At 61.1% G+C, this 25362-nt stretch carries 18 protein-coding genes and 2 tRNA genes; 14 read left to right on the top strand and 6 right to left on the bottom strand.

Annotated elements, in window-relative coordinates; all coding sequences use genetic code 11:
- Positions 1–90 precede the first annotated feature (90 nt).
- The 13 genes from B5D32_RS04790 (at position 91) to B5D32_RS04845 (ending at position 17768) form a co-directional block, all read left to right on the top strand.
- Positions 91–1185 (top strand): M50 family metallopeptidase, encoded by a 1095-nt coding sequence (locus B5D32_RS04790; RefSeq protein WP_159446986.1) that lies wholly within the window; start codon positions 91–93, stop codon positions 1183–1185.
- Between the two features lie 11 nt (positions 1186–1196).
- Positions 1197–2249 carry a flavodoxin-dependent (E)-4-hydroxy-3-methylbut-2-enyl-diphosphate synthase gene (gene ispG, locus B5D32_RS04795; RefSeq protein ID WP_078783969.1) on the top strand — a complete coding sequence of 351 codons (1053 nt, stop codon included), beginning with the start codon at positions 1197–1199 and terminating at the stop codon, positions 2247–2249.
- A gap of 506 nt (positions 2250–2755) precedes the next feature.
- Positions 2756–6799: a PolC-type DNA polymerase III gene (locus tag B5D32_RS04800; protein ID WP_412379502.1), complete on the top strand. Its 4044-nt coding sequence runs from the start codon at positions 2756–2758 to the stop codon at positions 6797–6799.
- A gap of 87 nt (positions 6800–6886) precedes the next feature.
- Positions 6887–6962 (top strand) — tRNA-Gly (locus B5D32_RS04805).
- 60 nt (positions 6963–7022) lie between these two features.
- A complete protein-coding gene (locus B5D32_RS04810; protein WP_078783971.1) occupies positions 7023–7355 on the top strand; it encodes a hypothetical protein in 333 nt (110 codons plus the stop codon).
- A gap of 64 nt (positions 7356–7419) precedes the next feature.
- Positions 7420–7551, top strand: coding sequence for a hypothetical protein (locus B5D32_RS15660; RefSeq protein WP_276327514.1), 132 nt, complete (start codon positions 7420–7422; stop codon positions 7549–7551).
- Between the two features lie 9 nt (positions 7552–7560).
- Positions 7561–7764: a hypothetical protein gene (locus B5D32_RS04815; protein ID WP_242943402.1), complete on the top strand. Its 204-nt coding sequence runs from the start codon at positions 7561–7563 to the stop codon at positions 7762–7764.
- 123 nt (positions 7765–7887) lie between these two features.
- Positions 7888–8742, top strand: a complete 855-nt coding sequence (locus B5D32_RS04820) for an EamA family transporter (protein WP_078783972.1) — start codon at positions 7888–7890, stop codon at positions 8740–8742.
- A gap of 115 nt (positions 8743–8857) precedes the next feature.
- Positions 8858–9565 carry a LytR/AlgR family response regulator transcription factor gene (locus B5D32_RS04825; protein ID WP_078783973.1) on the top strand — a complete coding sequence of 236 codons (708 nt, stop codon included), beginning with the start codon at positions 8858–8860 and terminating at the stop codon, positions 9563–9565.
- Positions 9566–10846, top strand: a complete 1281-nt coding sequence (locus B5D32_RS04830) for a GHKL domain-containing protein (RefSeq protein WP_078783974.1) — start codon at positions 9566–9568, stop codon at positions 10844–10846.
- Positions 10847–11018: 172 nt separating this feature from the next.
- Positions 11019–12938: a glycoside hydrolase family 2 protein gene (locus tag B5D32_RS04835; RefSeq protein WP_078783975.1), complete on the top strand. Its 1920-nt coding sequence runs from the start codon at positions 11019–11021 to the stop codon at positions 12936–12938.
- 182 nt (positions 12939–13120) lie between these two features.
- Positions 13121–16120: a beta-glucosidase gene (locus B5D32_RS04840; protein ID WP_078783976.1), complete on the top strand. Its 3000-nt coding sequence runs from the start codon at positions 13121–13123 to the stop codon at positions 16118–16120.
- 85 nt (positions 16121–16205) lie between these two features.
- Positions 16206–17768, top strand: coding sequence for an MFS transporter (locus B5D32_RS04845; RefSeq protein WP_078783977.1), 1563 nt, complete (start codon positions 16206–16208; stop codon positions 17766–17768).
- Positions 17769–17910: 142 nt separating this feature from the next.
- Here the strand turns inward: B5D32_RS04845 and B5D32_RS04850 are convergent.
- Positions 17911–17994 (bottom strand) — tRNA-Leu (locus B5D32_RS04850).
- 148 nt (positions 17995–18142) lie between these two features.
- Here B5D32_RS04850 and B5D32_RS04855 point away from each other — a divergent pair.
- Positions 18143–19084 (top strand): AEC family transporter, encoded by a 942-nt coding sequence (locus B5D32_RS04855; RefSeq protein WP_078783978.1) that lies wholly within the window; start codon positions 18143–18145, stop codon positions 19082–19084.
- 360 nt (positions 19085–19444) lie between these two features.
- Here the strand turns inward: B5D32_RS04855 and B5D32_RS04860 are convergent, their stop codons facing one another.
- The 5 genes from B5D32_RS04860 to B5D32_RS04880 all read right to left on the bottom strand — a co-directional run bounded on the left by B5D32_RS04860 (position 19445) and on the right by B5D32_RS04880 (position 25132).
- Positions 19445–19897, bottom strand: a complete 453-nt coding sequence (locus B5D32_RS04860; RefSeq protein ID WP_078783979.1) for an Lrp/AsnC family transcriptional regulator — start codon at positions 19895–19897, stop codon at positions 19445–19447.
- Between the two features lie 208 nt (positions 19898–20105).
- Positions 20106–21464, bottom strand: coding sequence for a M23 family metallopeptidase (locus B5D32_RS04865; RefSeq protein ID WP_159446987.1), 1359 nt, complete (start codon positions 21462–21464; stop codon positions 20106–20108).
- A 125-nt stretch (positions 21465–21589) separates the two neighbouring features.
- Complete coding sequence (locus B5D32_RS04870) at positions 21590–22819, bottom strand: murein hydrolase activator EnvC family protein (protein WP_078783981.1); 1230 nt, start codon at positions 22817–22819, stop codon at positions 21590–21592.
- A 4-nt stretch (positions 22820–22823) separates the two neighbouring features.
- Positions 22824–24752, bottom strand: a complete 1929-nt coding sequence (locus B5D32_RS04875) for a peptidoglycan DD-metalloendopeptidase family protein (RefSeq protein WP_078783982.1) — start codon at positions 24750–24752, stop codon at positions 22824–22826.
- A gap of 2 nt (positions 24753–24754) precedes the next feature.
- Positions 24755–25132: a BlaI/MecI/CopY family transcriptional regulator gene (locus B5D32_RS04880; protein WP_078783983.1), complete on the bottom strand. Its 378-nt coding sequence runs from the start codon at positions 25130–25132 to the stop codon at positions 24755–24757.
- Between the last annotated feature and the right edge of the window lie 230 nt (positions 25133–25362).

The raw sequence follows: 25362 nt of genomic DNA on the forward strand, positions 1-25362 counted from the left end.
TCCGGCAGACTCCTGTCTGCCATACACGCGCGGGCCGGGCATGCCCGGCCCCTACAGCTCTACGTCCAATACTTTACTTGTGAGGTGCCTATGACTGCATTGCTGACCGGGCTGGCATCGCTGCTCGTGTTTAGCAGCGTCATTCTGGTGCATGAGCTGGGCCACTTTATGGCGGCGCGCCATTGCGGTATCCATGTCGAGGAATTTTCCATCGGCTTTGGCCCGCGCCTGTGGTCCACGACCCGTGACGGAACGACCTATTCTGTCCGCCTGCTGCCGCTGGGCGGCTATAATCTGTTCAGCCCCCTGCCTGACGAGGAGGACGAGAGCGGGGAGAGCGCACCGCCGCCAGCCCCGAAGCCGCGCAAAACCACGCTTTTCCCACTGGTCGTCAGCGGCCAGAAATTTGAGGATGCCACCGCCTGGCAGCGCTTTTTTGTCACGCTCTGCGGTGCGCTGATGAACTTTATCCTCGGCGTCGCGGTGCTGTTGGTGCTCGTCCTTACCATGGGCAAGGTCGGCAGCACGACGATTGCGGATTTCAGCGAGAACGCCACAAGCTCCGCAGCCCTGCAGGAGGGCGACACGATTTTGCAGATTTGCAGCAACCCCTGCTGGACGCTCTACGACATAACCGATATGTTTTACACCGGTGAGGAGGAAACCTACAACGTGGTGGTCCTGCGCGGCAGCGAGGTCCTGGAGCTGCAGGATGTGACCTTCACCCCGACGCGCGACGCGGACGGCAATGTGCTGTACGGCATGGATTTCCGCGTTGAGCCGATGAAAAAGGACCTGCGGCACGTCATTGTCATGACCTGCGATATGTATATTTACTACAGCAGGGCTATTCTGGGCAGCTTTTTTGACCTGCTCGCCGGCAAGGTGGGCGTGGAGGAACTGTCCGGCCCCCTCGGCACGGTGTCGGCGGTCAACCAGGCCGTGCACTACGGCTGGCGGGAGGTACTGTCCCTGCTGGCTCTGCTGACCATCAACGTCGGCATCTTTAACCTGCTGCCCATCCCGGCGCTGGACGGCTGCAAGCTGCTGTTCCTTGCGTGGGAGGGTCTGACCGGCCATCCTGTGCCGCCCCGCGTGCAGGGCGTGATCAACACGGCGGGTACGGTGGCGCTGGTGTGGCTGATGATTCTGGTCACGATGCACGATATTTCACGATTCTTATAAGGAGAACTACGATGCAGCGTCAATTAAAAAAAGAAGTCAAGATCGGCAACATTAAAATCGGCGGCACGAACCCCATTGCCGTCCAGACGATGCTGAATGTGCCCGTCAAGGATATTGCGGGCAACGTGGCCCAGGCAGAGCGCGTCGCCAAGGCGGGCTGCCAGATCGTCCGCGTGACCGTGCCCACCCCGGCGGACGCCGCCGTCGTGGCTGCCATTAAAGAGAAGGTGGACATCCCCGTTGTGGCGGACATCCACTTTGACTACCGCGCCGCGCTTGCAGCGCTGGATGCCGGTGCGGACAAAATTCGCATCAACCCCGGCAACATCGGGGATGATGACCGCGTTAAGGCCGTGGCCGACGCCTGCAACGCCAGAAATGTGCCCATCCGCATCGGCGTCAACGGCGGCAGCCTCGAAAAGCACATCCTGGCCAAGTACGGCGCTCCCGTGCCCGAGGCCATGGTGGAGAGCGCCATGTACCATGTGCGGCTGCTGCAAAAATACGACTTTGATAATATCGTTATTTCGATCAAATCCAGCAACGTGCCCCGCATGATGGCGGCGTACCGTCTGCTGGCCAGCCAGACGGACTACCCCCTGCACGTCGGCGTGACCGAGGCCGGCGGCAACCGCATGGGCCTCATCAAGTCCGGTATGGGCATCGGCGGTCTGCTGATGGAGGGCATCGGTGACACGCTGCGCGTCAGTCTGACCGATGAACCCGAGAACGAGGTCTACGCCGGGTATGACATCCTGCGCGCGGCGGGCTACGCCGTCGCCGGTCCCGAGATCATCAGCTGCCCGACCTGTGGGCGCACCCAGTACCCGATGATCGAGATCGCCAACGAGGTCGAGGCGCGTCTGCGGGATGAGGGCTTTAAGAAGCCGCTCAAGATCGCTATTATGGGCTGTGTTGTCAACGGCCCCGGCGAGGCATCCGACGCCGACATCGGCATTGCCGGCGGTAAGGACGAGGCCCTGCTTTTCATCCGCGGTGAGAAGATCCGTATGCTCAAGGGCGATATTGTCGGCCAGCTGCTGGACGAGATCCATAAGATGTGACCCCTTAAAGCCTTCCCCCCTTGGGGGAAGGTGGCCCCGCAGGGCCGGATGAGGGGCAAGCTGTCCTCGGCAATCCGTTTGCGGGTAATGCCCGGCAACTTCGCCCTCATCAGTCCGCTTCGCGGACAGCTTCAGTCTCCGTGCCAAGAGCCGCCTACGGCGGTTGCACTCCGACACGCGCCTGCGGGCGCAGCCCCTCGGAGGAAGCCTTGTCTCTACACCCACTTGTGAGGTACCCCCATTTGAAACCATTTGTCACCCAGGTCTGGCCGCAGTTTACGGCGGACCAGCAGTTCTGCGCGGCGTTCGGCAGTGTGCTTGTGGACCGTGTGGAGCTTTACCGCACACAAAGACAGGTCGTCATCTGCCTGCGCAGTGCTGAACCTCTGGATCAGGCGCTGTGCGGGCGTCTTTGTGCGTCCCTTGCCGAGGTGTTCGCCGGGTATGAGCTGCAAGTCCGCAGCTACTTTGCCTACCCGAACATCACCCCCGAGGCCGTGCGCCTGATGATCGAGGAATTGAAAGAAAAGGGAATGCCGGTCAACGGCTTCCTCGATAAGTCAGAGCCCGTCACCTTTGGCGAGGACGGCATCACGGTCCACGTCAGCGCGGGCCGCCAGATCCTTGAGAGCGTCGAGCTGCCCCGCGTGCTGGCCGAGATGATCCAGGAACGCACAGGAAGTCTGCCTGTTGTCCGCCTGGCCGATTCCGGTAAGGCGCGCACCGAGGAGGAGTTTGAGCAGTACCTGCAGGAAAAGGCCCCCGTTGTCAAGTTCGAGGCCAAGGAGACACCGCCCGACTTTACGATTGAAGGTCTCGCCCTCACGAACAAGCCGGTCAAGCTGTTCTACGGCAAGCAGTTCAAGCCCACCGACACCCGCCGCCTCAACGATCTGGGCGACGGCGGCAAGGTCACGGTCTGGGGCGACGTCTTTGCTACCGAGGTCAAGGGCAGCCGCCGCAAGATTTATTTTACCTCCATCACCGACTACTCCGGCTCCGTCAACCTTAAGGTCATGGGGGAAGAAGGCGCGGATATGTCCAAGTGGGAGGGCCTCAAGCCCGGCACGACCCTCATCGTCCGCGGCAACTATATGTACGACAAGTACGAGCATGACTTTGTCATCATGCCCTACGACGTTTTGCAGGTCGAGCGTGAGCAGCGCCAGGATACCGCGCCCGACGGCGAAAAGCGCGTCGAGCTGCACCTGCACACCAAGTCCAGCTCGATGGACGGCTTCAACGACCCCGGCAAGATCGTGCGTCTGGCTCACCGCATGGGCCACCGCGCCATTGCCATCACCGACCACGGCGTCTGCCAGGGCTACCCCGAAGCGATGCTGGCCACCGATGCCATCCACGAAACAGACCCGAACTTTAAGCTGATTTACGGCTGTGAGGCCTACTTCGTCGATGACATGATCCCCGCAGTCTACGGCAGCGCCGAGATGCCGCTCTCCGGCTCGTTCGTCGTCTTTGACACCGAGACGACGGGTCTCGACTCCAACACCGAGCGCCTGACCGAGATCGGCGCGGTCTATGTCGAGAACGGCAAGATCAACGAGGAAAAGAAGTTCTGCACCTTCGTCAACCCCGGCAAGCCGATCCCGCAGAAGGTCGTTGACCTGACCGGCATCAACGATGCCATGGTCGCCGACGCCCCGACGCCCGAGGAGGCCATCCGCGCTTTTAAAGAATTTTGCGGGGACAACATCCTTGTGGCCCATAACGCCCACAGCTTTGATATGCTGTTCATCCGCAAAGCAGGGGAGAAGGCGGGCGTCAGCTGGGACGAGAACACCTATATCGACACACTGCCGATGGGGCAGGCGCTCTTTCCGGGGCTGCGCAACTACAAGCTGGACACCATCAACAAGCACCTCGAGATTCCGCCCTTCAACCATCACCGCGCCGTCGATGATGCCATGGCGCTGGCCCGCATCTATGAGGTCATGCTGACCGACCTCGAGGAAAAGGACATCCATACGGTGGAGTCTATCAACACCGGCCTCGGCGGCAACAAAGAGGTGCTGAAGAAAAAATACTACCACCTTATTATATTGGTGCAGAATCAGGTGGGCTTAAAGAACCTCTACCGCATTGTCAGCGCCGCCCACACGCAGTATTTCTTTAAGAAACCGCGCGTGCCGCGCAGCCTGCTGAACCAGTACCGCGAGGGCCTGCTGCTCTCCCCAGCCTGTGAAGCAGGTGAGCTTTACAGGGCAATCGTGGCCGGTCAGCCCTACGAACAGCTGCTCCGCATTGCCGATTATTACGATTATCTTGAGGTGCAGCCGCTCGGCAACAATGAATTCATGGTGCGCAACGGGCAGGTGGACTCGATCGAGGCCATCAAAAACTTCAACCGCACCGTCATAAAGCTGGGCGAGGACCTGCATAAGCCGGTTGTCGCCACGGGCGACTCCCACTTTCAGGAGCCGGAGGACTGGATCTACCGCGCTGTTCTGCAGGCCGGCAACGGCTTCAAGGACGCGGACAACCAGGCCCCGCTCTACTTCCGCACCACGCCCGATATGCTGGAGGATTTCAGCTATCTGCCGCAGGAAAAGGCGTATGAAATTGTGGTGACGAACCCCAACAAGATCGCCGCGACCATCGACAACAACCTGCGCGCCATCCCCAAGGGCACATACCCGCCCAGCATCCCGGGCGCGGAACAGGAGCTGCGCGACGACACGTGGAAGCATGCGGCGCGCGACTACGGCAGCCCGTTGCCCGATGTGCTGCAAAAGCGGCTGAAAAAGGAGTTGGACTCCATCTGCGGCCACGGTTACGCCGTTTTGTACGTCATTGCCGTGCGTCTGGTGGCCTACTCCAATGCGGGCGGCTATCAGGTCGGCAGCCGCGGCTCCGTCGGCTCATCCGCCGTCGCACACTTTTCCGGCATTTCCGAGGTCAACTCGATGCCGCCGCACTATCTGTGCCCCAACTGCAAGCACAGCGAGTGGATCAACGATGGCGTACACTTTGACGGCTTCGACCTGCCCGACAAGACCTGCCCGGTCTGCGGCAAGCCGATGATCGTCGAGGGCCACGACATCCCGTTTGAGACCTTCCTCGGCTTCTACGGCGACAAGGAGCCTGATATTGACCTGAACTTCTCGGGCATGTATCAGTCCCACGTCCACCGCTACACCGAGGAGCTGTTCGGCAAGGAAAACGTGTTCAAGGCGGGCACGGTCTCCGGTCTGCAGGATAAGACCGCCTACGGCTATGTCAAAAAATACCTCGAGGAGCGCGGCAAGACCGTCAACCGCGCCGAGGAAAACCGCCTTGTTATGGGCTGCACCGGCGTCAAGCGCACGACGGGTCAGCACCCCGGCGGCATGGTCGTTGTGCCGGATACCTTCGACATTTACGACTTCTGCGCCATCCAGCACCCGGCGGACGACGTCAAGGGCGGTCTGCTGACGACCCACTTTGAATTTAAATACCTGCACGATACGCTGCTCAAGCTGGATGAGCTGGGCCATGATGTGCCGACCTTCTACAAGTTCTTTGAGGAATACTCCGGCATTCCGATTGATTCCGTCCCGATGAACGACGAGAAGGTCTACAGTCTGCTGACCAGCCCCGAGGCCCTCGGCGTGACGGAGGAGCAGATCGGCTCCAAGACCGGCACGTTCGGCATCCCCGAGATGGGCACGAACTTCGTGCGCCAGATGCTTCTGGACGCCCAGCCGAAGAATTTCTCCGAGCTGATCCAAATCTCCGGCCTGTCCCACGGCACCGACGTCTGGACCGGCAACGCCGACGAGCTGATCCGCTCGGGCACCTGCACGATTGCGGAGGTCATCGGCTGCCGTGACAGCATCATGCTGTACCTGCTGCGCAAGGGACTGGAGCCGAAGATGTCGTTCGACATCATGGAGGCCGTGCGTAAGGGCAAGGTCGCCAAGGGCGGCTTCAAGCCCGGGTGGGAGGAAGCCATGCGCGAGCACGATGTGCCCGACTGGTATATTGAATCCTGCCGCAAGATCAAGTATATGTTCCCCAAGGCCCACGCCGTGGCCTACCTGATGGCGGCCATCCGCCTGATGTGGTTCAAGGTCTACCACCCGGCCATCTTCTACGCGGTGTACTTCACGGTGCGCGGCGCGGATATTGACTACGAGGCCGCCGTGGGCGGCGTCCGTGTGGCGAAGCAGCACCTGCGCGACAACGAAAAGATCCCCAAGGACGAGCGCACCGCCAAGGACGATGACGCGCTGGTTAGTCTGCAGCTGGAAAACGAAATGCTGCAGCGCGGCTGCGAGTTTTTGCCCATCGAGCTGGGCAGGAGCTACGCCAGCAAGTACGTGGTTGAGGACGGCAAGGTGCGTCTGCCGTTCACAGCCATCCGCGGTCTGGGTGATGCCGCCGCCGTTGCGCTGGAACAGGCTACGATGCACGGGCAGGAGTATATCTCGGTGGAGGAATTGCAGCAGGCCAGCGGTGTGGCGCAGTCTGTTTTTGACAAGCTCCGCGCCGTCGGCGCTTTGGGCAGTCTGCCCGAAACGAGCCAGGTGGATTTGTTCAGTATGATATAAAGGTGAGGGGCCCAGCCGCTTTGCCGTTGCCGCCAACTTGCCCCCTTGACAACCTACCTGATTTGCGCTATAATAGCAGTCACTGATGCGGGATTAGCTCATCCGGTAGAGTGACTGCTTCCCAAGCAGTAGGTGGCGAGTTCGAGACTCGTATCCCGCTCCAAGATACCCCGAGGCGTTTCGCTTCGGGGTATTTTTATTTGTGCAAAAAGAGGTGCCGACCATGCTTGACGCATTCCCGATCTATCACTGGTTCCACAACGGCAACCCGTATTCCGGGGCAGAGGGCGGTATGCGCTATGTCATCACCCCCATCAAGGTGCCCGACCCGAGCGACGAGAGCGGCAAGAAAAAGCGCGAGGCCCTCTGCGCCGAGGTCTGGCCCGGCCCGTGGAGCATCGAGCATACCGCCGAGGAAAAGATCGAGACGCAGCTGTTTGACGGCGACCAGGCGGGCTTGGATAAGGCCGTCGCCTGGCTGCATGAGCGTTACACCGCCGAGGCAGACCGCTGGACGGACATCCCGTCGATCCTCGACTGTGAGCCGGACCGCTGACGACTGATGAACACCTGCTGCTGATAAGCTGCTGGCGGATGCCCGGCGCGAGACCGACGACATTGTGAGCCGGGCCAACAGGAAGGCCGACAGACAGTGGGAGCTTTTCCGTCGGCAGGTGCGCAGGGCCGTGCAGGTCAGCCCCGAGCTGGCAGCCCTGCTGCAAAAGCGCCGTTCCCGCGAAGATCAGGAATAAGGAGCCTATATGCCCAGACAGGTCCCGACGCCGCGCACGGTGGAGATCCCTTCCGCCGAGGCTGTCGCCAAGGAGCGCGAGCGTCTGCAATACAAAAAGAAATACAACCGCACGCTGCGCAGCACGATCTACGCGCTGCTGGTCGTGGCCGCACTGGCCGTGCTGGTCGCCACGATTTTTCTGCCGGTGCTGGCGCATGAATTGAGCGAATAAGTACGAAGCCGCACCCCGTGCAGAGACCGGGGTGCGGCTTTTGCGTAAAAACGCGATTTGTACAAAAGCAGGTTGCACAAGACTGGCAAAGCGCGTACAATAGTGCTGAATGAGGCGATTTGTATGTGGTTATTGTACGCAGTTGGCTCTGCGCTGTTCGCGGGTCTGACATCCATTCTGGCAAAATGCGGCATTCGCAAAACGGATTCCACCGTGGCCACGGCCATCCGCACGATCATTGTGCTGATTTTTGCGTGGGTCATGGTGTTTGTGGTCGGCTCGCAGGGGACGATTGCCAGCATCCCGGCCAGAAGTCTGGTATTCCTGGGGCTGTCGGGTCTGGCTACGGGTGCCAGCTGGCTGTGCTATTTTTATGCCTTGCAGCGCGGGCCGATCGATAAGGTCGTGCCCATCGACAAGAGCAGCACGGTCATGACGATCTTGCTGGCTGCACTGCTGCTGGGCGAGAGTGTGACCTTGACCAGGGGCATCGGCGTTGTGCTGATCGCCGCCGGCACGTTCCTGATGATCGAGAAAAGGGGCGGCGTCCAGAAAGAGGAAAACGGCTGGATGTTGGCGGCGTTCGGTTCGGCCATTTTTGCGGCGCTGACCTCGATCCTGGGCAAGGTCGGCATCACCGGGGTCGAGTCCAATCTCGGTACGGCGCTGCGCACCGGCGTGGTGCTCATCATGGCGTGGGTCATGGTGTTTGTGCAGGGCAAGCAGGGCCAGGTGAAGGCGGTGCCCAAAAATGAGCTTGGCTTCATCTGTCTGTCGGGTCTGGCGACGGGTGCCAGCTGGCTGTGCTATTACAAAGCGCTGCAGCTCGGCCCGGCCAGCCTCGTTGCGCCCATCGATAAGCTGAGCATTCTGGTCACGGTGCTGTTCTCCTACATCGTGTTCCATGAGCGCCTGAGCAGAAAGGCTCTGACAGGTCTGGCCGTGCTTGTCGCGGGCACGCTCGTCATGCTGGTATAAAATTTATCATAACGGCAGCACCTTTTCCTGCAAAGGTGTTGCTTTTTTTGCTGTCTTTTGCCATAATAAATATATATGCAATAGGCAGGCTTATGCAGGAAAGGAGGCACAGCAGATGGCGAAAATCGCCGTGGTCGAGGACAACGACGCCATGCGGGCGCAGCTCTGCGGGTTCATCGCGCAGTATGCGCAGGAGAGCGGACACCAGCTGGACGTGACCGCCTTCTCGGACGGAGCACAGCTTGTGGAGCCGTACCGCCCCGGTTTTGACATCATCTTTCTGGATATTGAGATGCCAAAGCTCGGCGGTATGCCGACGGCGGAGCGCATCCGCAGGCAGGACCCGGATGTGGTGCTCGTGTTCGTCACCAACATGGCACAGTATGCCATCCGCGGGTATGAGGTCGACGCGCTCGACTTTGTGCTCAAGCCCGTCAGCTACTACCAGTTCAGCACCAAGCTGGAGCGCGCCTTGCAGCGCATCCAGCGCCGCCGCGGCGGGCAGGTGGCCTTGCAGGTCAGCGGCGGGGTGCAGCTGCTGGATACCGACGACATCCTTTATCTGGAAACGCGGGACCGCCTTTTGCACTACCACACGGCCACGGATACCTGGTCGGTGCGCGGCAGTCTGCTGAAGGCCGAAAAGGATCTGGCTGCCTACCACTTTGCGCGCTGCAACCAGTGCTATCTGGTCAACCTGCGCCACGTCAGGGGCGTGCAGGATGATCTGGTGCAGGTGGGGGAGGAGCGGCTGGAGATCAGCCGCCGTCAGCGCACAGCCTTTCTGGCCGCGCTGGCGGCCTATGTCGGGGGTGCGCTGTAGGTGGATACACTTCTGACATGGGTGGTTTGTGCTGTCGGCCTGTGCGGTGCGGAGCTGGCCTACTGGCTGCCGCTGAAAAAACGCAGGAATTTTACCATGCGCACCGCCCTGAATTTTATCGCGGCAGTGCTGTTTGCGCAGGTCATCATCTGGGCCAACAGCGGCCACGCCAAGCCGGCGATGCTGCTGGTGATTTACGGCGGTTATTTCATCTGGGCTGCGGTGTCAACCCATCTCTGCACGCTGCTGGACTGGTCGGCCAGCGCATATTGCAGCATTTGGATCGTCCTGACGACGGAGTCGGCCTATGAGCTGTGGCGCGTTCTGATCTGGACGGCGCAGACGCTTGGAATGCGCCATCTGCCGCTGCACAGCACGCCGATGCTGCTGGGGCAGCTGGGCTTTACCATTGCCTGCTGTGTGACGGTCCGGTATACCATGGCGCGCACGATGCCGGAGGACGGCATCTACCACATCGGCCCTCGCCAGTTGGGCAGTGCCGGACTTCTGGGCGCGATATTCGTCTTTCAGTTTTTTGCACTGCAAACCAGTCTGCGCGTCGGGCTGCAGCCATCGGCGGTAGTCGCACCGTCGATGCTGACCCAGTTTTACTGTGTGACGCTGCTCTATTTACAGACCGAGCTTTTCAAAAAAGCGGCCATGCAGAAGGAGATGGACGCACTGAACCTTCTGTATGACCGCCAGCGCAAGCAGTACCAGATCGCACGGCAGAACGTGCAGATCATCAACCGCAAGTGCCATGAGCTCAAGGTTCAAATCGCCGACCTGCGCCGCCTGCAGCCCGACGAGGCCACAACGCAGAGCCTTGACGAGGCCGAGCAGGCGGCCCGGATGTACGACGCCAACGCTGCCACCGGTAATGAGGTGCTGGACGTCGTCCTGACCGAAAAGAGCCTGCTGTGTGAGGCCCAGCGCATCCGCCTGAACTGCGTGGCCGATGGCACCTGCCTTGCAGCCATCGAGCCTGGTGACCTGTACGCGCTGTTCTCGAACCTGCTCGACCAGGCCATCGACGCTGCAGCCCAGCAGCAGAATGACCGCCGCATGATCGACCTGCTTGTATGCAGGCGGCAGGGCTTCGCGGTCATCAACGTCATCGGCCCGGCGCTGTCCGGCAGCCAGTCCGACCACGGACGCCGCCACAGCTATGAGCTGAAGGTTGCCCGCCGTGTAGTGCAGAAATACAGCGGCACCATGTCGACAGAGCCCCGCGGAGAGCTGTTCGCCGTCAAGATCGTGATGCCGCTCACCAGGGGATGAAAGAAAAAATACCGCCTGTTTTTTGTGCAAGATGTACAAAGAACGGGCGGCCTTTTTTGTACCCCAAAAACCGAATATCCCGCCAGAAATACCACTTTTCGCAAACCTATTGCCAGAAATTTAACAGTTCTGTACAATACAGGTACAGTAAAAAACAACACAGGAGGGCGCAATGCGAAGCACGACCAAGCTGATGAAGAACTGGCAGTTCACCGGCCCCGACGGTAAGACCACTGCCGTGGACCTGCCGCACACATGGAACAACATCGACGGCCAGGACGGCGGCAACGATTACTGGCGCGGCACCTGCATCTACAAGACGCAGTTCACGGCGCCCGCTTTTGACAAGGATACCCAGCAGGTCTGGCTGCAGTTTGAGGGCGTGAATGCCAGCGCCAAGGTCACGCTGAACGGGGTGGAGGTCGCCCGCCACAACGGCGGCTACTCCACCTTCCGCGCGGATGTCACGGCGCTGCTGGCCGACAGCAATGAGCTGATCGTGGAGGCAGACAACAGCAAAAATGACCGCGTCTACCCCCAGAAGGCTGACTTCACCTTCTACGGCGGCATCTACCGCGACGTCAGCCTGCTGGTCGTCAACCGGAACCACATCGCGCTGGATTACCTCGGCGGCCCGGGCGTGCAGATCACGCCCACTGTCAACGGCGCAAACGCTGACATCGAGGTCAAGACCTGGATGGAGGGCGACGGCGAGGTCGAGTTCTCGATTTACGACGCCGCCGGTGCCGAGGTGCTGACCGGCAAGGGCCGGGACACGACGGTCACGCTGGAGCACCCGCACCTGTGGGACGGCGTCCGCGACCCGTATCTCTACACCTGCGCGGTGCGTCTGGTGCTGAACGGCGAGGTGCAGGACGAGGTACGCCAGCGCTTCGGCGTGCGCAGCTTCTCGGTTGACCCCAAGCGGGGCTTCTTCCTCAATGGCCGCCCGTATCCGCTGCACGGCGTCTCCCGCCATCAGGACCGCAAGGGTCTGGGCAATGCCATCACGCGCGAGATGCACGACGAGGATATGCAGCTCATCAAGGAGCTGGGCGCGAACACGATCCGTCTGGCGCACTACCAGCACGACCAGTACTTTTACGACCTCTGCGATGAAGCCGGCATGGTCGTCTGGGCCGAGATCCCCTACATTTCCGAGCACATGCCCAACGGGCGTGAAAACACGATCAGCCAGATGAAGGAGCTGATCGTCCAGAACTACAACCACGCCTGCATCGTCTGCTGGGGCGTCTCGAACGAGATCACGATCTCGACGAAGGACAACCGCGACATGCGCGACAACCATCATGTGCTGAACGATCTCTGCCATGAGATGGACAAGACCCGCCTGACGACGCTGGCCTGCTACGCGATGTGCGGCCCCTTCAACCCGGTAGCGCATATCACGGATCTCGTCAGCTGGAACCTGTATCTGGGCTGGTACGTGCCGGGCCTCTTTTTAAACGACCTCTGGATGGACTTCTTCCACCTCTGCTACCCGAACCGCGCGCTGGGCTTCAGCGAGTACGGTGCCGAGGGTATGCCGAACCTGCACAGCAGCCATCCCCGCCGCGGTGACCACACCGAGGAATACCAGGCCATCTACCACGAGTACATGCTCCGCTGCTTTGACCGCCACAAATGGCTGTGGGCGACCCACGTCTGGAACATGTACGACTTTGCCGCCGACGCCCGCGACCAGGGCGGCGAGCCGGGTATGAACCATAAGGGCCTGGTCACGTTTGACCGCAAGACCAAGAAGGACAGCTTCTACATCTATAAAGCGTGGTGGAGCGACGAGCCGTTCGTGCATATCTGCTCGAAGCGCTATGCGGACCGCACCGAGAATGAGATCGAGGTCAAGGTCTACTCCAACCAGAAGCAGGTAAGCCTTTATGTCAACGGCGAAAAGCTGGCCGAGCAGGAGGGCGAGCACATCTTCAAGTTCCGTGTCAAGCTGAACGGCAAGACGAAGGTCCAGGCCGTGGCAGGGGACAGCATCGACGATGCGGTATTCCGCAAGGTCGATGCCCCGAACCCGGACTACAAGCTGACTAAGAAAAAGTCCACCAGCGCAAACTGGGTGTAAATTTCGCCAAGCTGTAGGGGCCGCACATGTGCGGCCCGCAGCCGAATGGCAGACGAGCATTTGCGGGAAAGCCGCGGGCCGGGCATGCCCGGCCCCTACAAACCTCCCGGAAATCGCATCGTATTCTTTTGAAACACGCCGCACCGTGCGGCTGTTTTATATAAAACAAGGAGAAAAAGGTAATGGATGATCTGAAAATGCAAAAGCAGACCTTGAAAAAGGCCTACAAAAAGACCAAGCGTAAGCACATTACGCCGTGGAAGATTCTGGCAATCATCTGCGCCGTGGTGATGATCGTTTCGATCCCGCTTAGCATCCTTCTGCAAAAGTTCGACAACACCATGGCGGCTCGTTTCGGCGGCAGCTTCTGGAAGCTGCAGAACGAGGACGCCAACGCCCAGTATTACACCAGCGACTTCAACTCCGCCGAGGAGATGGTCAACTACGGTCTGGCTTTGACCCAGCAGGTCGAGGCCGAGGGCGCTGCCCTGCTGATGAACAACAACAACGCGCTGCCTCTGGCTGCCGACGCGAAGGTCAGCACCTTCTCCAACAGCAGCGTCAACCTCGTGTACGGCGGCACCGGTTCCGGCAACATTGATGCCTCCACCGCCGACACCCTGCGCACCGCCCTGGAAAAGGTCGGTGTGACCGTCAACCCCACTCTGTGGGACTTCTACACCGTCGGCGCCGGCAAGGACTACGCCCGCTCCAAGAGCGGCACCGTCGCCAAATCCAGTGAGGTCACCGCCGAGGTGCCTTGGGACGTCTACACCGACGAGGTCAAGGACAGCGTTGCCCAGTACGGCGATGCCGCCATCGTGACCCTGTCCCGCGTCGGCGGCGAGGGTGCTGACCTTTCCTATGGCGAGGTCAACTATCTGGCGCTCGACGAGAACGAGAAGGCTATGCTGCAGAACGTTGCCGAGATGAAGAAAAACGGCACCGTCAAAAAGACCATCTTGCTGATCAACTCCGCCAACGCCCTGCAGGTCGATTTCCTCAAGAACAACGAGTACGACATCGACGCCGCACTGTGGATCGGTGACGTGGGCATCTCCGGCATCAATGCCGTGGCCGAGATCCTGACCGGCAAGGTCAACCCCTCCGGCAGCCTGGTCGATACCTACTGCTACGACAACTTCAGCGCCCCCGCCATGTGGAACTTCACCCCCACCACCTACGAAGGCTATGTCGAGGGCGGCGATGTGTCCGCCAAGGCTAAGTCCTACATGATCTACCAGGAAGGCATCTATGTGGGCTACAAGTACTACGAGACCCGCTACGAGGACTTCGTCACCGGCAACGGCAACGCAGGCGACTACGCCTACGGCGACATCGTGGCTTACCCCTTCGGCTACGGCATGAGCTACACCAACTTCGACATCAGCGACATGAACGTCAGCTACAATGCCGCCGATGACACCTACACCGTCACCGTCAAGGTCACCAACACCGGCGACATGGCCGGCAAAAAGACCGTGCAGGTCTATGTCCAGAGCCCCTACACCGACTACGACAAGCAGAACGGTGTGGAAAAGTCCGCTGTCTCCCTCGTCGGCTTCGGCAAGACCGGCATGATCGAGCCGGGCGCTTCCGAGACGCTGTCCATGACCGTCAACAAGCGCGATATCGCTTCCTACGATACCTACGGCGCAGGCACCTACATCCTCGACGCCGGTGACTACTACTTCACCGCCGCCACCGATGCCCACAACGCTGTTAACAACATTCTGGCTGCCAAGGGCTACACCGTCGAGTCCACCAACGGCAAGATGACCGCCGACGGCAACGCCGACCTGACCTACACCTGGACCGAGGATGCCCTCGATACCACCACCTACGCCACCAGCGAGAACGGCACCGCCATCACCAACCAGCTGTCCTGCGCCGACCCCAACCTGTACGAGGGCATTGAGGAGACCGTGACCTGGCTGAGCCGCTCTGACTGGAACGGCACCCTGCCCACCGAAACCGTCAAGCTGGCCCTGACCGAGCTGCTCAAGAAGGACCTGAAGGACATCCGCTACGATCCTGCCGACTACGAGAGCGTTGATATGCCCACCCTCGGCGCCAAGAACGGCGTCAAGCTGTACGACATGATCGGTCTGGACTACAACGATCCCAAGTGGGACGAGCTGCTGGATCAGATGACCTTCGACGAGATGAACTCCCTGATCGGCGACGCCTTCCACTGGACCATGCCCGTCAAGAGCGTGGAAGCCCCCGGCACCCGTGACGAGAACGGCCCCCAGGGTCTGACCGCCAGCCTGCTGGGCAACGACAAGAGCCAGCTGACCGCCACCGCCTTCACCTCTGAGGACGTTATGGCTGCCACCTTCAACACCGAGATCATGACCGAGATCGGCAAGGTCATCGGCAACAACTGCCTGGAAGCCGACATCGCCTGCCTGTACGGCCCCGGCAACAACATTCACCGCACCCCCTACGGCGGCCGTAACTTCGAGTACTACTCCGAGGACGGCTTCCTCTCCGGCATGATGTCCGCTTACGAAGTCAAGGCAATTCAGGACAAGGGCGTCCACGTTGTTATGAAGCACTTTGCCCTGAACGACTGCGAGCAGGATCGTATCGGTCTGGGCGTCTGGCTGAACGAGCAGGCTGCCCGTGAAGTCTACCTGAAAGCCTTCCAGGCTCCCGTCGAGGTCGGCAACGCCAACGGCGTTATGATCGCCTACACCCGCTGGGGCGCTGTCTGGTCCGGCGGCAACTACGGTCTGGTCACCGGCATCCTGCGCAACGAGTGGGGCTGCGACGGCATGGTCATCACCGATAACGTTCTGACCCAGTATGTCAACGGTCCCGACGGCGTTCTGGCCGGTGTGTCCATCTACGACGCCATGATGTCCTTCGTCACCGACACCCTGCCCAAGTACAAGAACGACCCCGTCATCGTCACCGCCATGCGCGAGGCCTGCCACCACAACCTGTATGCCATCGCCAACTCCTGCGGCATGAACGGCGTGGGTGCCGACACCACCATCAAGGTCACCCGCCCGACGGTTGTCACCATGAGCATCATCATTGCCTGTGCTTCCACCTTCTTCTGCCTGCTGGGCATCGTGATGTGGATCATTGGCGGCATCAAGTTCCGCAAGACCGAAGAATACAAGGCCTACAAGGATTTCAAAAAATCCCTGAAAGCCGCTAAGAAAGCCTGATTTCTACAGAATTTCCGTAAGCTCCCCGCCGGCCCCGGCGGGGACTTTTGAGTAAGATTTCTTTTTCCACAACAAGGAGCAGCCCATGAGCGAAAATGCAAAAGCGTCCAGCGTCAATCGCGCCAAACTTTACCAGCTGGTACTGTTTCCGCTGAACAACGGTGCCACGAATGTTTATTACGTCCTTGTGCTTTCCTACATTGCTACCTTCGGCAGCAATGTACTGGCGCTGGGCACTCTGTTTGCCTCGGTCATGGTCACGGCCATGCGCCTGTGCGACGCCATCACCGACCCGATCATCGGTGCGCTGATGGACCGCACGAACGGTAAGTTCGGCAAATTCCGCCCGTTCATGGCCATCGGCAACCTTATCATGGCCGCCAGCATTCTGGTGCTGTACGGCATCACCCCGATGATCCCCGATACGATGATGTGGGCACGCTATGCCGCGTTTGTGGGCCTGTACTTTGTCTGGGTCATTGGCTACACCTTCCAGACCAGCTGCACCCGTTCCGGTCAGACGGTTCTGACCAACGACCCCAAGCAGCGCCCGCTGTTCACGATCTTCAACACCGTCGGCAGTCTGCTGGGCATGGGCGTTATGCAGTTCCTGGCTCCCATCCTTGCCAAAAACTATGAGGGCGGCTATTCCTCCGCGGGCTTCTTCCGCACGCTGGCCCCCGTGGGCATTGTGATGTCCATTGCGCTGACCATCCTGGCCATCATCGGCATCTGGGAGAAGGATCAGCCCAAGTACTTCGGCATCGGCGGCGAAAAGACCGAGAAGGTCAAGGTCAGCGAGTATCTGCAGATCATCCGGGAAAACAAACCCATGCAGCGTCTGATGATCGCGGGCGCTGGCACGAAGCTGGCGCTCTCCATCGCCAACAACACCACGGTTCTGTGCATGCTCTACGGCTGCATGATGGGTGCTTACGATGGGCTGTACCTGCCCATGATGGTGCTGGGCTACGCCTGCAGTGTGCCGTTCTTCATTCTCTCTGTGCGCACCAGCCAGAAGAAGGGCCAGAAGGCCAGCCTGACGAAGTATGTCAGCGTCGCGCTGGCCTGCTATGTCGGCGTGCTGGTCCTGCTGCTGCTGTGGGGTCACGGTGATGCATTCCATCTGAGCCTGCTGGGCGAGAATGGTCTGTCCATCAACCTGTACACGATTCTGTTCATCCTGTTCTTCGGCATCGGCTACGGCGCATACTACGCTACTGCCGACATGCCCATTCCGATGGTTGCCGACTGCTCCGACTATGAGACCTACCGCTCCGGCAAGTATATTCCGGGCATCATGGGTACGCTGTTCAGCCTGGTGGATAAGCTCGTTTCCAGCCTGTCCGCCACCGTCGTCGGCATTGCCGTGACCTTTATCGGTCTGAACAACCTGCCCACCCAGTATGACCCGTACACGCCGGGCATGAATGTGGTCGTTATCGTCCTGTTCTGCGCCATCCCGATGGTCGCCTGGGCGGCCACTCTCATCGCCATGAAGGGCTACAGCCTGACCGGCGAGAAGATGAAGGAGATCCAGGCCGTCAACGCCTGCCGCCGCGACGCGGTTGCGAACGGCATGAAACTGGAAGATGCCATGGAAAAGTGGCAAACCGTCGACCAGCTGCCCGCGGAGTACCGCGCCTAAGCTTTAACCCTGCGATTCTCTTTGTCCTTCCATAAACGCAAAGCCCCCCCGGCATCGTGAGGATGCCGGGGGGCTTTGTTTAGTCTGCGTGGCAGGAAAAAAGAGAACCCCCATGGCGGGATACGCCATGGGGGTTCTCTTTTGGTGCGGAAGATGGGACTTGAACCCACACGTCATAGACACACGCACCTCAAACGTGCCTGTCTGCCGATTCCAGCACTTCCGCTTGTTGCATTGACTGCAAGAGATATTCTAGCACAAACACCCCGGAAAAGTCAAGGCTTTTGCCGAAAAAAGATTTTGCAAAATCCCTGCCTTGTAAAGACTTGTTGGGAATGGTAGAATAAAGGCAGCAAAAAAAGGGGAGAACTGCCATGCAAAATTTAATTTTCAGCCTGAACGCGACCCTGCCGGTGTTCCTTGTCATGGTGGTGGGGTACGCGCTGGGGCAGCTCGGCTTTCTGCCGCCCGCGTTCTGCAAGGCGTCGGACAGGCTGACCTTTAAGGTGACTTTGCCGCTCATGCTGTTTCTGGACATGGGCAGCGTGGACATCCTGCACGACTTCCGGCCCAGGTTTGTGCTGTTCTGCTTTGCCGCCACCCTCGTCGGCATCCTGACCGTCTGGGCGGGGGCTAAACGTTTTTTGAAGGACAAGACGCTGGTGGGCGAGTTTGTGCAGGCGGGCTACCGCAGCAGCGCCGCCGTGCTGGGCGTGGCGTTCATCCAGAACATTTACGGCAGCGCAGGCATGGCCCCGCTCATGATTTTGGGCAGTGTGCCGCTTTTCAACATCTTTGCGGTGCTGATCTTGATGCTGGAATCGCCCGAGCAGCGCGGCGTGCCTGACCCGAAGCAGCTCTTGCGCGGCGTGGCCACAAACCTGATCCTGCTGGGCATTGTGTTCGGCACGGTCTATGCGCTGCTGCCGTTCACGCTGCCGCAGATCGCGACCAAAACCATCAGCAGCATTGCGTCGTTGACCACGCCGCTGTCGCTCCTGTCCATCGGCGCGTCGTTTGAAGGAACAAAGGCCATCAAAAAGCTCGGCCCCACGCTGGCGGCGGCGTTCATCAAGACCGTGGGCCTTGCGGCGGTGTTCCTGCCCTGCGCGGTAGCGCTGGGCTTTCGGAATGAGGAACTCGTCGCACTGCTTATCATGCTGGGCAGTCCCACGACGCCGAGCGCCTATGTCATGAGCAGGAACATGGGCCATGAGGGCGTGCTGACCTCGAGCTGCATTGCCCTGACGACCCTTCTCTCCGCCCTGACGCTGACAGGCTGGATCTTTGTTCTGCGGAGCGGGGGATACTTATAACGGAAAAAGGCTTCCCCATCGGGGAAAGCTCAGCCTGTCGAAAAAGGTGTGCTCACCCCTTGGCCCCCTCTGCGAGGGGGCTCCGCCCGCAGGCGGTGGGGGAGAGAACCGTACGGCTACCCGAAACATTTCGGGCTATGGCAAGGTTCTCTCCCTCCGCCCCTTCGGGGCACCTCCCTCGCAGAGGGAGGTTTTTCGACACGCTGGGCTTCCCCATCGGGGGAAAGCTGTCCGCGAAGCGGACGGATGAGGGCCGCGTTGCCGACAATATCCCGTTTACGGGAAACAGCGCAAGCTTCGCCCTCATCCGACCTCGCTTCGCTCGGCCACCTTCCCCCGATGGGGAAGGCTTTTTGTTTTTTATTGCTTCTCCTCCGGCTCGGCTACGGGCACGCCGCGGTGCTCCACGGGCGTCGAAAAGACGATCTGCGTCCGGGTGCGGCCGAACTGCTGCAGGTGGTTGATGAACTGATCCAGCTCCTGCGTCGTACCGAACAGCACCTCTATCAGCATACTGTAATCGCCGGTGACGCAGTTGCATTCCACCACATGGGGGCAGCTCTGGATATAGGGGTAAAACTCCGGCTTGCGCTGGGGGTCCATGTCCAGATTGATGAACGCCTTGACCATGTAGCCCAGCTTCGGCGCGTCGACCTGTGCCTGGTAGCCGGTGATGGTGCCGGAGCTTTCCAGCCGGGCCATGCGGGCCGACACGGCGGGGCTGGACAAAAACACATGGTCGGCAATTTCTTTTAACGGTGCGCGGGCGTTGTTTTGCAGAAGGTCGATGATTTTACGGTCAATGTGATCCATGGTAACACCTCGTTTTAGGCAAAAAGCTCCCGTTCGTGTGCGCCATTGCACCTGAACGAGAGCTTAGTCAGCTTTACTATGCAAAGAATTTTACCATACGGAAAGCAAAAAGTAAAGCGATTTGCAAAATAAATTAAGTCGACAACTCGGCAGGGGCCGGGTATGCCCGGCCCGCAGCCTTCCCGCAGCAGCCCGTCTGCCTTGTGACTCACATATCCGGGAACACATTCCGCGCACTGATAAGTGCATTGTTATAGTACATCTCAAAATGGCAGTGGGGACCCGTGGCAGCGCCGGTGGCTCCCACATAGCCGATCAGCTGCCCCTTTTCCACGGTCTGCCCGGCCTGCACGACAAAGGACGACATGTGGGCGTACAGCGTTTTGTACCCGTTGCCGTGGTCGATCTCCACATAGTAGCCCCAGCTCATGGTGGGGTGGTTGTGCCACTGGGCGGCAATGACCGTGCCCGCGTCGGCGGCATAGATCGGCGTGCCGTAGGGGGCCGTGATGTCCACGCCGCGGTGTCCATAGGGCAGACTGGCCCACCGGCTGATGCCCGAATACCCCGGCACCGGCCAGAGAAAGCTGCCTGTGCCCAGCCTGCCGATCATGCCGCTTTTCAGCCGCGTGCCGCGGTGGATGACCTCCGGCACGGAGGCCTGCACAAGCTGCACATCCACTACGCGGGTGCTGACGACCTCGCCCGCCACAGTTGTGATCTCGCTGGTGACAAGCTCGCTGCCGTTCTGCCCGGCCTGTACGGTCTCGGTTTTGCCAAAATCCAGCCCTGCGTCCTCGATGGTCTGGGTCTCAAACGGCAGTTCCCGGGTCACGGTCTCGTACCGCACGGCCTTGACCTGCAAAAGGTCGTCCGCCCGCAGTGCGGCGGTCAGGTCGCGGTACGGTGTGATGGCCGCGGCAGGGTAGATGCCGTCCACCAGCCGCAGGGCGTGGACAAAGTCGGTCTGCACACCGTCGGTCTGCCACGGCGCACGCACAGCGTACAAAAACTGCCGCAGGTGGTCGCCCTCGTCGGTGACGAACCGCAGCGCGCCGTCCAGATAGACGGCGGTACCCTCGGTGATCTCGCCGCCTGCGGCGCGCAGGATGGCATCTGCGGTCTCGCGCTCGGTCATGGGGCGGGTGTCGGCGTCGGCCATGACAAGGGTGTACGCGGGCTGGACGTTCCAGCCGACCACGCCGGTCAGGCGGGCCTGTACGTCGGCGCGGGCTGCGTCGAACGCCTGCTCGTCTGTGACATAGCCCACGACCTGCCCGCCGACTTCGACTCGCAGCACAAAGGGCCGCGCCAGCGCGGTGCGCACGAACCATGCCAGCACCCCGGCGGCCAGCAGCGGCACGGCGTACCCCGCTAGCTGCCGCGGATGGGTGAGCGCTGCTTTAAAGCTGTCCGCCGCCCGCACTGCGGGCCGCAGCACCACAGCCAGCAGTGTAAGCAACGCCCGCGCCGCGCACAACGCCGCCGCCCGCACACCGCGCCCGATGCGCACAAGGGTGTATTCGACTTGGAAGCCGATGAAGTATAATAAATCTCCGAAGGTCAATGTATCACACTTTCCTGTTTCAACTGCCTGTAGGGGCCGGGCATGCCCGGCCCGCGGCCTTCCCGCAAGCGCCCGTCTGCCGGAAACTTGCGGGCCGCACATGTGCGGCCCCTACAATGCGCCCCTTACCGGCTCGGCACAAACCCCAGCGGGTCCACTCTGCTGCCGTCCACGCGCAGCTCCAGGTGCAGATGATACCCGCCGCCCGCGCCGTAGACATTGCCGGTGTTGCCCACATACCCGAGCAGGTCGCCCTTCTGCACGGCGGCCCCCTGCGCCACGGCAATGCTGCTCATGTGGGCGTACAGACTGTCGTACCGGTGGCCGTCGTCCGCGGTGCCGTGGCTGACCTGCACGCAGTTTCCGTAGCTGTTCATCGTCCGCGCGGCGCTGACGACACCGTCCGCAATCGCATAGATGGGCGTGCCGCCCGGAGCGGCAAAATCGGTGCCGCGGTGGGGAATACCCCAGGGGTCCGGCTCGGCAAACTGCGTCGTGATGCGCCCGTAGCTGTCCAGCGGGCAGCGGAAGTCAAGGCTCGTCAGGTGCAGGTCCGCCGTTGTGTAGCGTCGGCTCTGTTCCCGCACATAGGCGTCCAGTGCGGCGGTGGCGTCCTCATAGGCCTTTTTCGCGGCGTCGGTCACGGCGGCCTGTGCCTGGGCCGCGGCCTGCTGGGCGGTCAGTGTGCTGTTCGCGTCGAGCAGTGCGGCCTCCAGCGCGGTCTGCGTGTCGGCCAGCGCTGCCTGCTGCTGCTCAAGTGCCGCCTTGGCATCGGCAGCCTGCCGGGCGGCCTCGTCCGCTGCGGCGCGGGCCTGCTCCAGTGCGGCGGCCTCGGCGTCCAGCTCGGCCAGAACCGTGCTGTTCCGCGCGCTCATCTGCTGCAAAACCGCGTCGAACGTCAGCAGCTGGTACAGGCTTTTGGCCTGCGCCAGCAGCCAGACGGCCCCGCCGCCGTCCAGCCGCTGCATCGCGCGCAGCTGCTCACGGCAGACAGCCAGCCGCGCGTCGTACTCGGCCTGCTTGGCGTCCAGTGCGGCGCGGGCGGCGTCCGCCGCGGCCTGCCGCTCGTCCAAAACGGTCTGTGCATTTTGCACGGCGTCGGTCACGGCGGTAATTTGCCCGGCCAGCTCGGCGGCCTGCCCGGTCAGGGCGGCAACCTCGCGCTCGGTCTGCGCCTGTTCGTTTTGCAATTCTTCCAGAGCCGACTGTGCGGCTTCATACTCCTGCCGTGTCTCGGTCTGCTTTTGCGTTAATTCGCCCTTTTTATCATCCGCGTAAGCGGTCAGGCCCGAAAAAAGGGTACAAAAAAGCAGCCCCGCCGCCAGAGCAGCGGCGGGGAAGTGCCTGTATTTCATCTTGTTACTCCGCTAATAGGGCAGTCCCGGTCAGGTCTGCGGGCGCGCTGTCCTGCCGTGCCTCAAAGTGCAGGTGCGGCCCGGTGGAATTGCCGGTGCTGCCCACATATCCCAAGACCTGGCATTGAACCACGGACTGCCCGGCAGAGACGAGTGACGACTTCAAGTGCTGATACTCCGTTTCCAGCCCGCCGCCGTGGTCAAGCACGACATAGTTGCCCTTTTCAGCATCGTAGTCGGCGGTGGTCACGATGCCATCGGCAACGGCGTAAACCTCCGCGCCCTCCTCAGCGGCAAAGTCAATGCCGGGGTGGCCGTTTTCGGGGTCATAGCCGCTGACCTGCGGCGGGGGCGCGACCGGCAGGGTAAAGAGCTCCACGCCGGAAAGGGCTGCGGCTCCATCGGCGGCAGTCACCTGGTCGGAACTCGCATTGCGCACAGCTTCGGCCAGGATTTCATCTGCCTTTTCCTGCGTCAGTTCGGCGGCATCGCTGCCGTCGTAGGCGGTAAAATAGCGCGGCTCCACCAGCGTGCCGTTGACATGCATCTCAAAATGGCAGGCGTTGCCGGTTGTGTAGCCGGTATGCCCCACGTACCCGATGACCTGACCGGCGGTCACGGTCTGCCCGACCTGCACGGCGCAGGACTTCATGTGGGCGTACAGCGTGACCCAGCGCAGGCCGTCGGCGTCGGTACCGTGGTCGATCTCCACAAAATTGCCCCAGCTGTAATGCTCCTGCGCCGTCAGCACGACGCCGTCTGCGGCGGCGTAAATCTCGGTGCCCTCGGCGGCATGCAGGTCGTCGCCCCGGTGGCCGCTGTCCTTGCTCATGAAGCGGGAAATGTATTTGTACTGCACCGGGCAGGCAAACCGCGGACTGTTGGCGGCGTCGTTCAATGTCGGCAGTGCGGCGGCGGGCATGGCTGCGGGCGTCTCCGTGGGCGCAGGTGTCGGTGTAGGCTCTGCGGTCTCGGCAGTAGCGGCGGGCGGCTCCGGCCCGGCGTGGGACGCTTCCACCTGCGGGCGCACCATACAGGCTGTCACGCTGACGCCCACGGCCACGGCGCAGAGCGCCAGCGCCCCCGCACCCAGACGGCGGTAGTGCAGCAGGTGCACAATGCGCTCCTTCACGCTGCCCTGCCCGAAGGCAAGACTTCCGGGTGTTCGGATGGGGCGTCCCTGCATGGCAAACTGCAGCAGGCTCTCACAGTAGGTGCTGCGCTCGGCCAGCGTGCAGCCCTGCACGGCTGCCTCGTCGCAGGCGGCCTCCATGTCGTGCTCAAAGGCGCACAAGGCCAGCCACGCCAGCGGATTGAACCAGTGCAGGCAGACGACGGCATAAAACAGCGGTTTCACCAGCGGGTCGCGGCGGCGGATGTGGGTCCGCTCATGCAGCAGCACAGCCTGCCGCGCCGGGCCTTGCAGGCTGTCCGGCAGGTAGACGCGCGGGCGCACAAAGCCCAGTGTGAACGGCGTGGGCACGCACGCCCCGCCGTAGCAGCCGTCGGGCGTTTTGCAGGCCAGCGCCACACAGCGCTTTAATTTCAGGTAGCCGACGGCCCCGCGCACAGCCAGCACCAGCACACCGACCAGCCAGACCGCCGCCAGCGCGTGCCACGGCGTCAGCCGGGCGTACCAAGGCAGCGGGGCCGCAGCTGCGGCTGCGGCGGGGGCAGGGGGCAGCAGCGGCAGCTCGCCCAGCTCCTGCACGGTGTCGGCGGCAGCGGCCAGCGGGGCGCTCTCCGGGCGGGGCAGCTTCAGCGGGATGCCCCACGGCAGCACGAACCGCAGCCCTACGGCCAGCCACAGCCAGCACAGGAGCCGACTGGGCGAATGGGCGCGGCGCAGGGCCCTGCAGACCAGCCACGCCGCCAGCGCGGCCACACCGCCGCGGGCGCTCAACAGCAAAAAGGCAAGAACGGTACTGCGCATGGCTATTCCTCCTTGTAGCGGGCGGCGTCGAGCAGTGCGCGGATCTCGGCGGCCTCGGCGTCGCTGATGGGCTTTGAGTTCAAAAACGCGGCCACGAACCGCGGCAGACTGCCGTCAAAGGTCTTGTCCACCACTGCGGCGCTCTCGGCCTGCTGGACGTCCTCCTTTTTAATAAGGCTCGTCACGCGGCCATCGGCGTTTTGCAGCACACCGCGCTCACAGAGCTTTTTTAAAACGGTGTAGGTCGTGCTTTTTTTCCAGCCCAGCCCTTCGGCGGCCAGCGCGACCAACTGCCCGCTGGGCAGCGGCTCGTTGTCCCACACAAGGCAGGCAAAGCGGTATTCGCCGTCAGCAAGGCGAAGCGGTTCATGGTTCAGCATAGGGAAAACTCCTTTTGGTTTATTGCAATAGACCTATCTCTGCCTATAGTCTACTACGATAGACCCAAAATGTCAATAAAAAATCCCCGCCGGTGGTGCACGGTGGGGGCATTAAATCCGAAAATGGAATAAAAATTTATGTATTATTCGATGCTTTTGAAATTTTTATCCCTTATCCGTAATTTCTGAGTTCGCCCGCTGGAAAATTTCCATTATAATATAGACAGTAA

This window comes from Gemmiger formicilis (assembly GCF_900167555.1).
Taxonomy (GTDB): domain Bacteria; phylum Bacillota; class Clostridia; order Oscillospirales; family Ruminococcaceae; genus Gemmiger; species Gemmiger formicilis.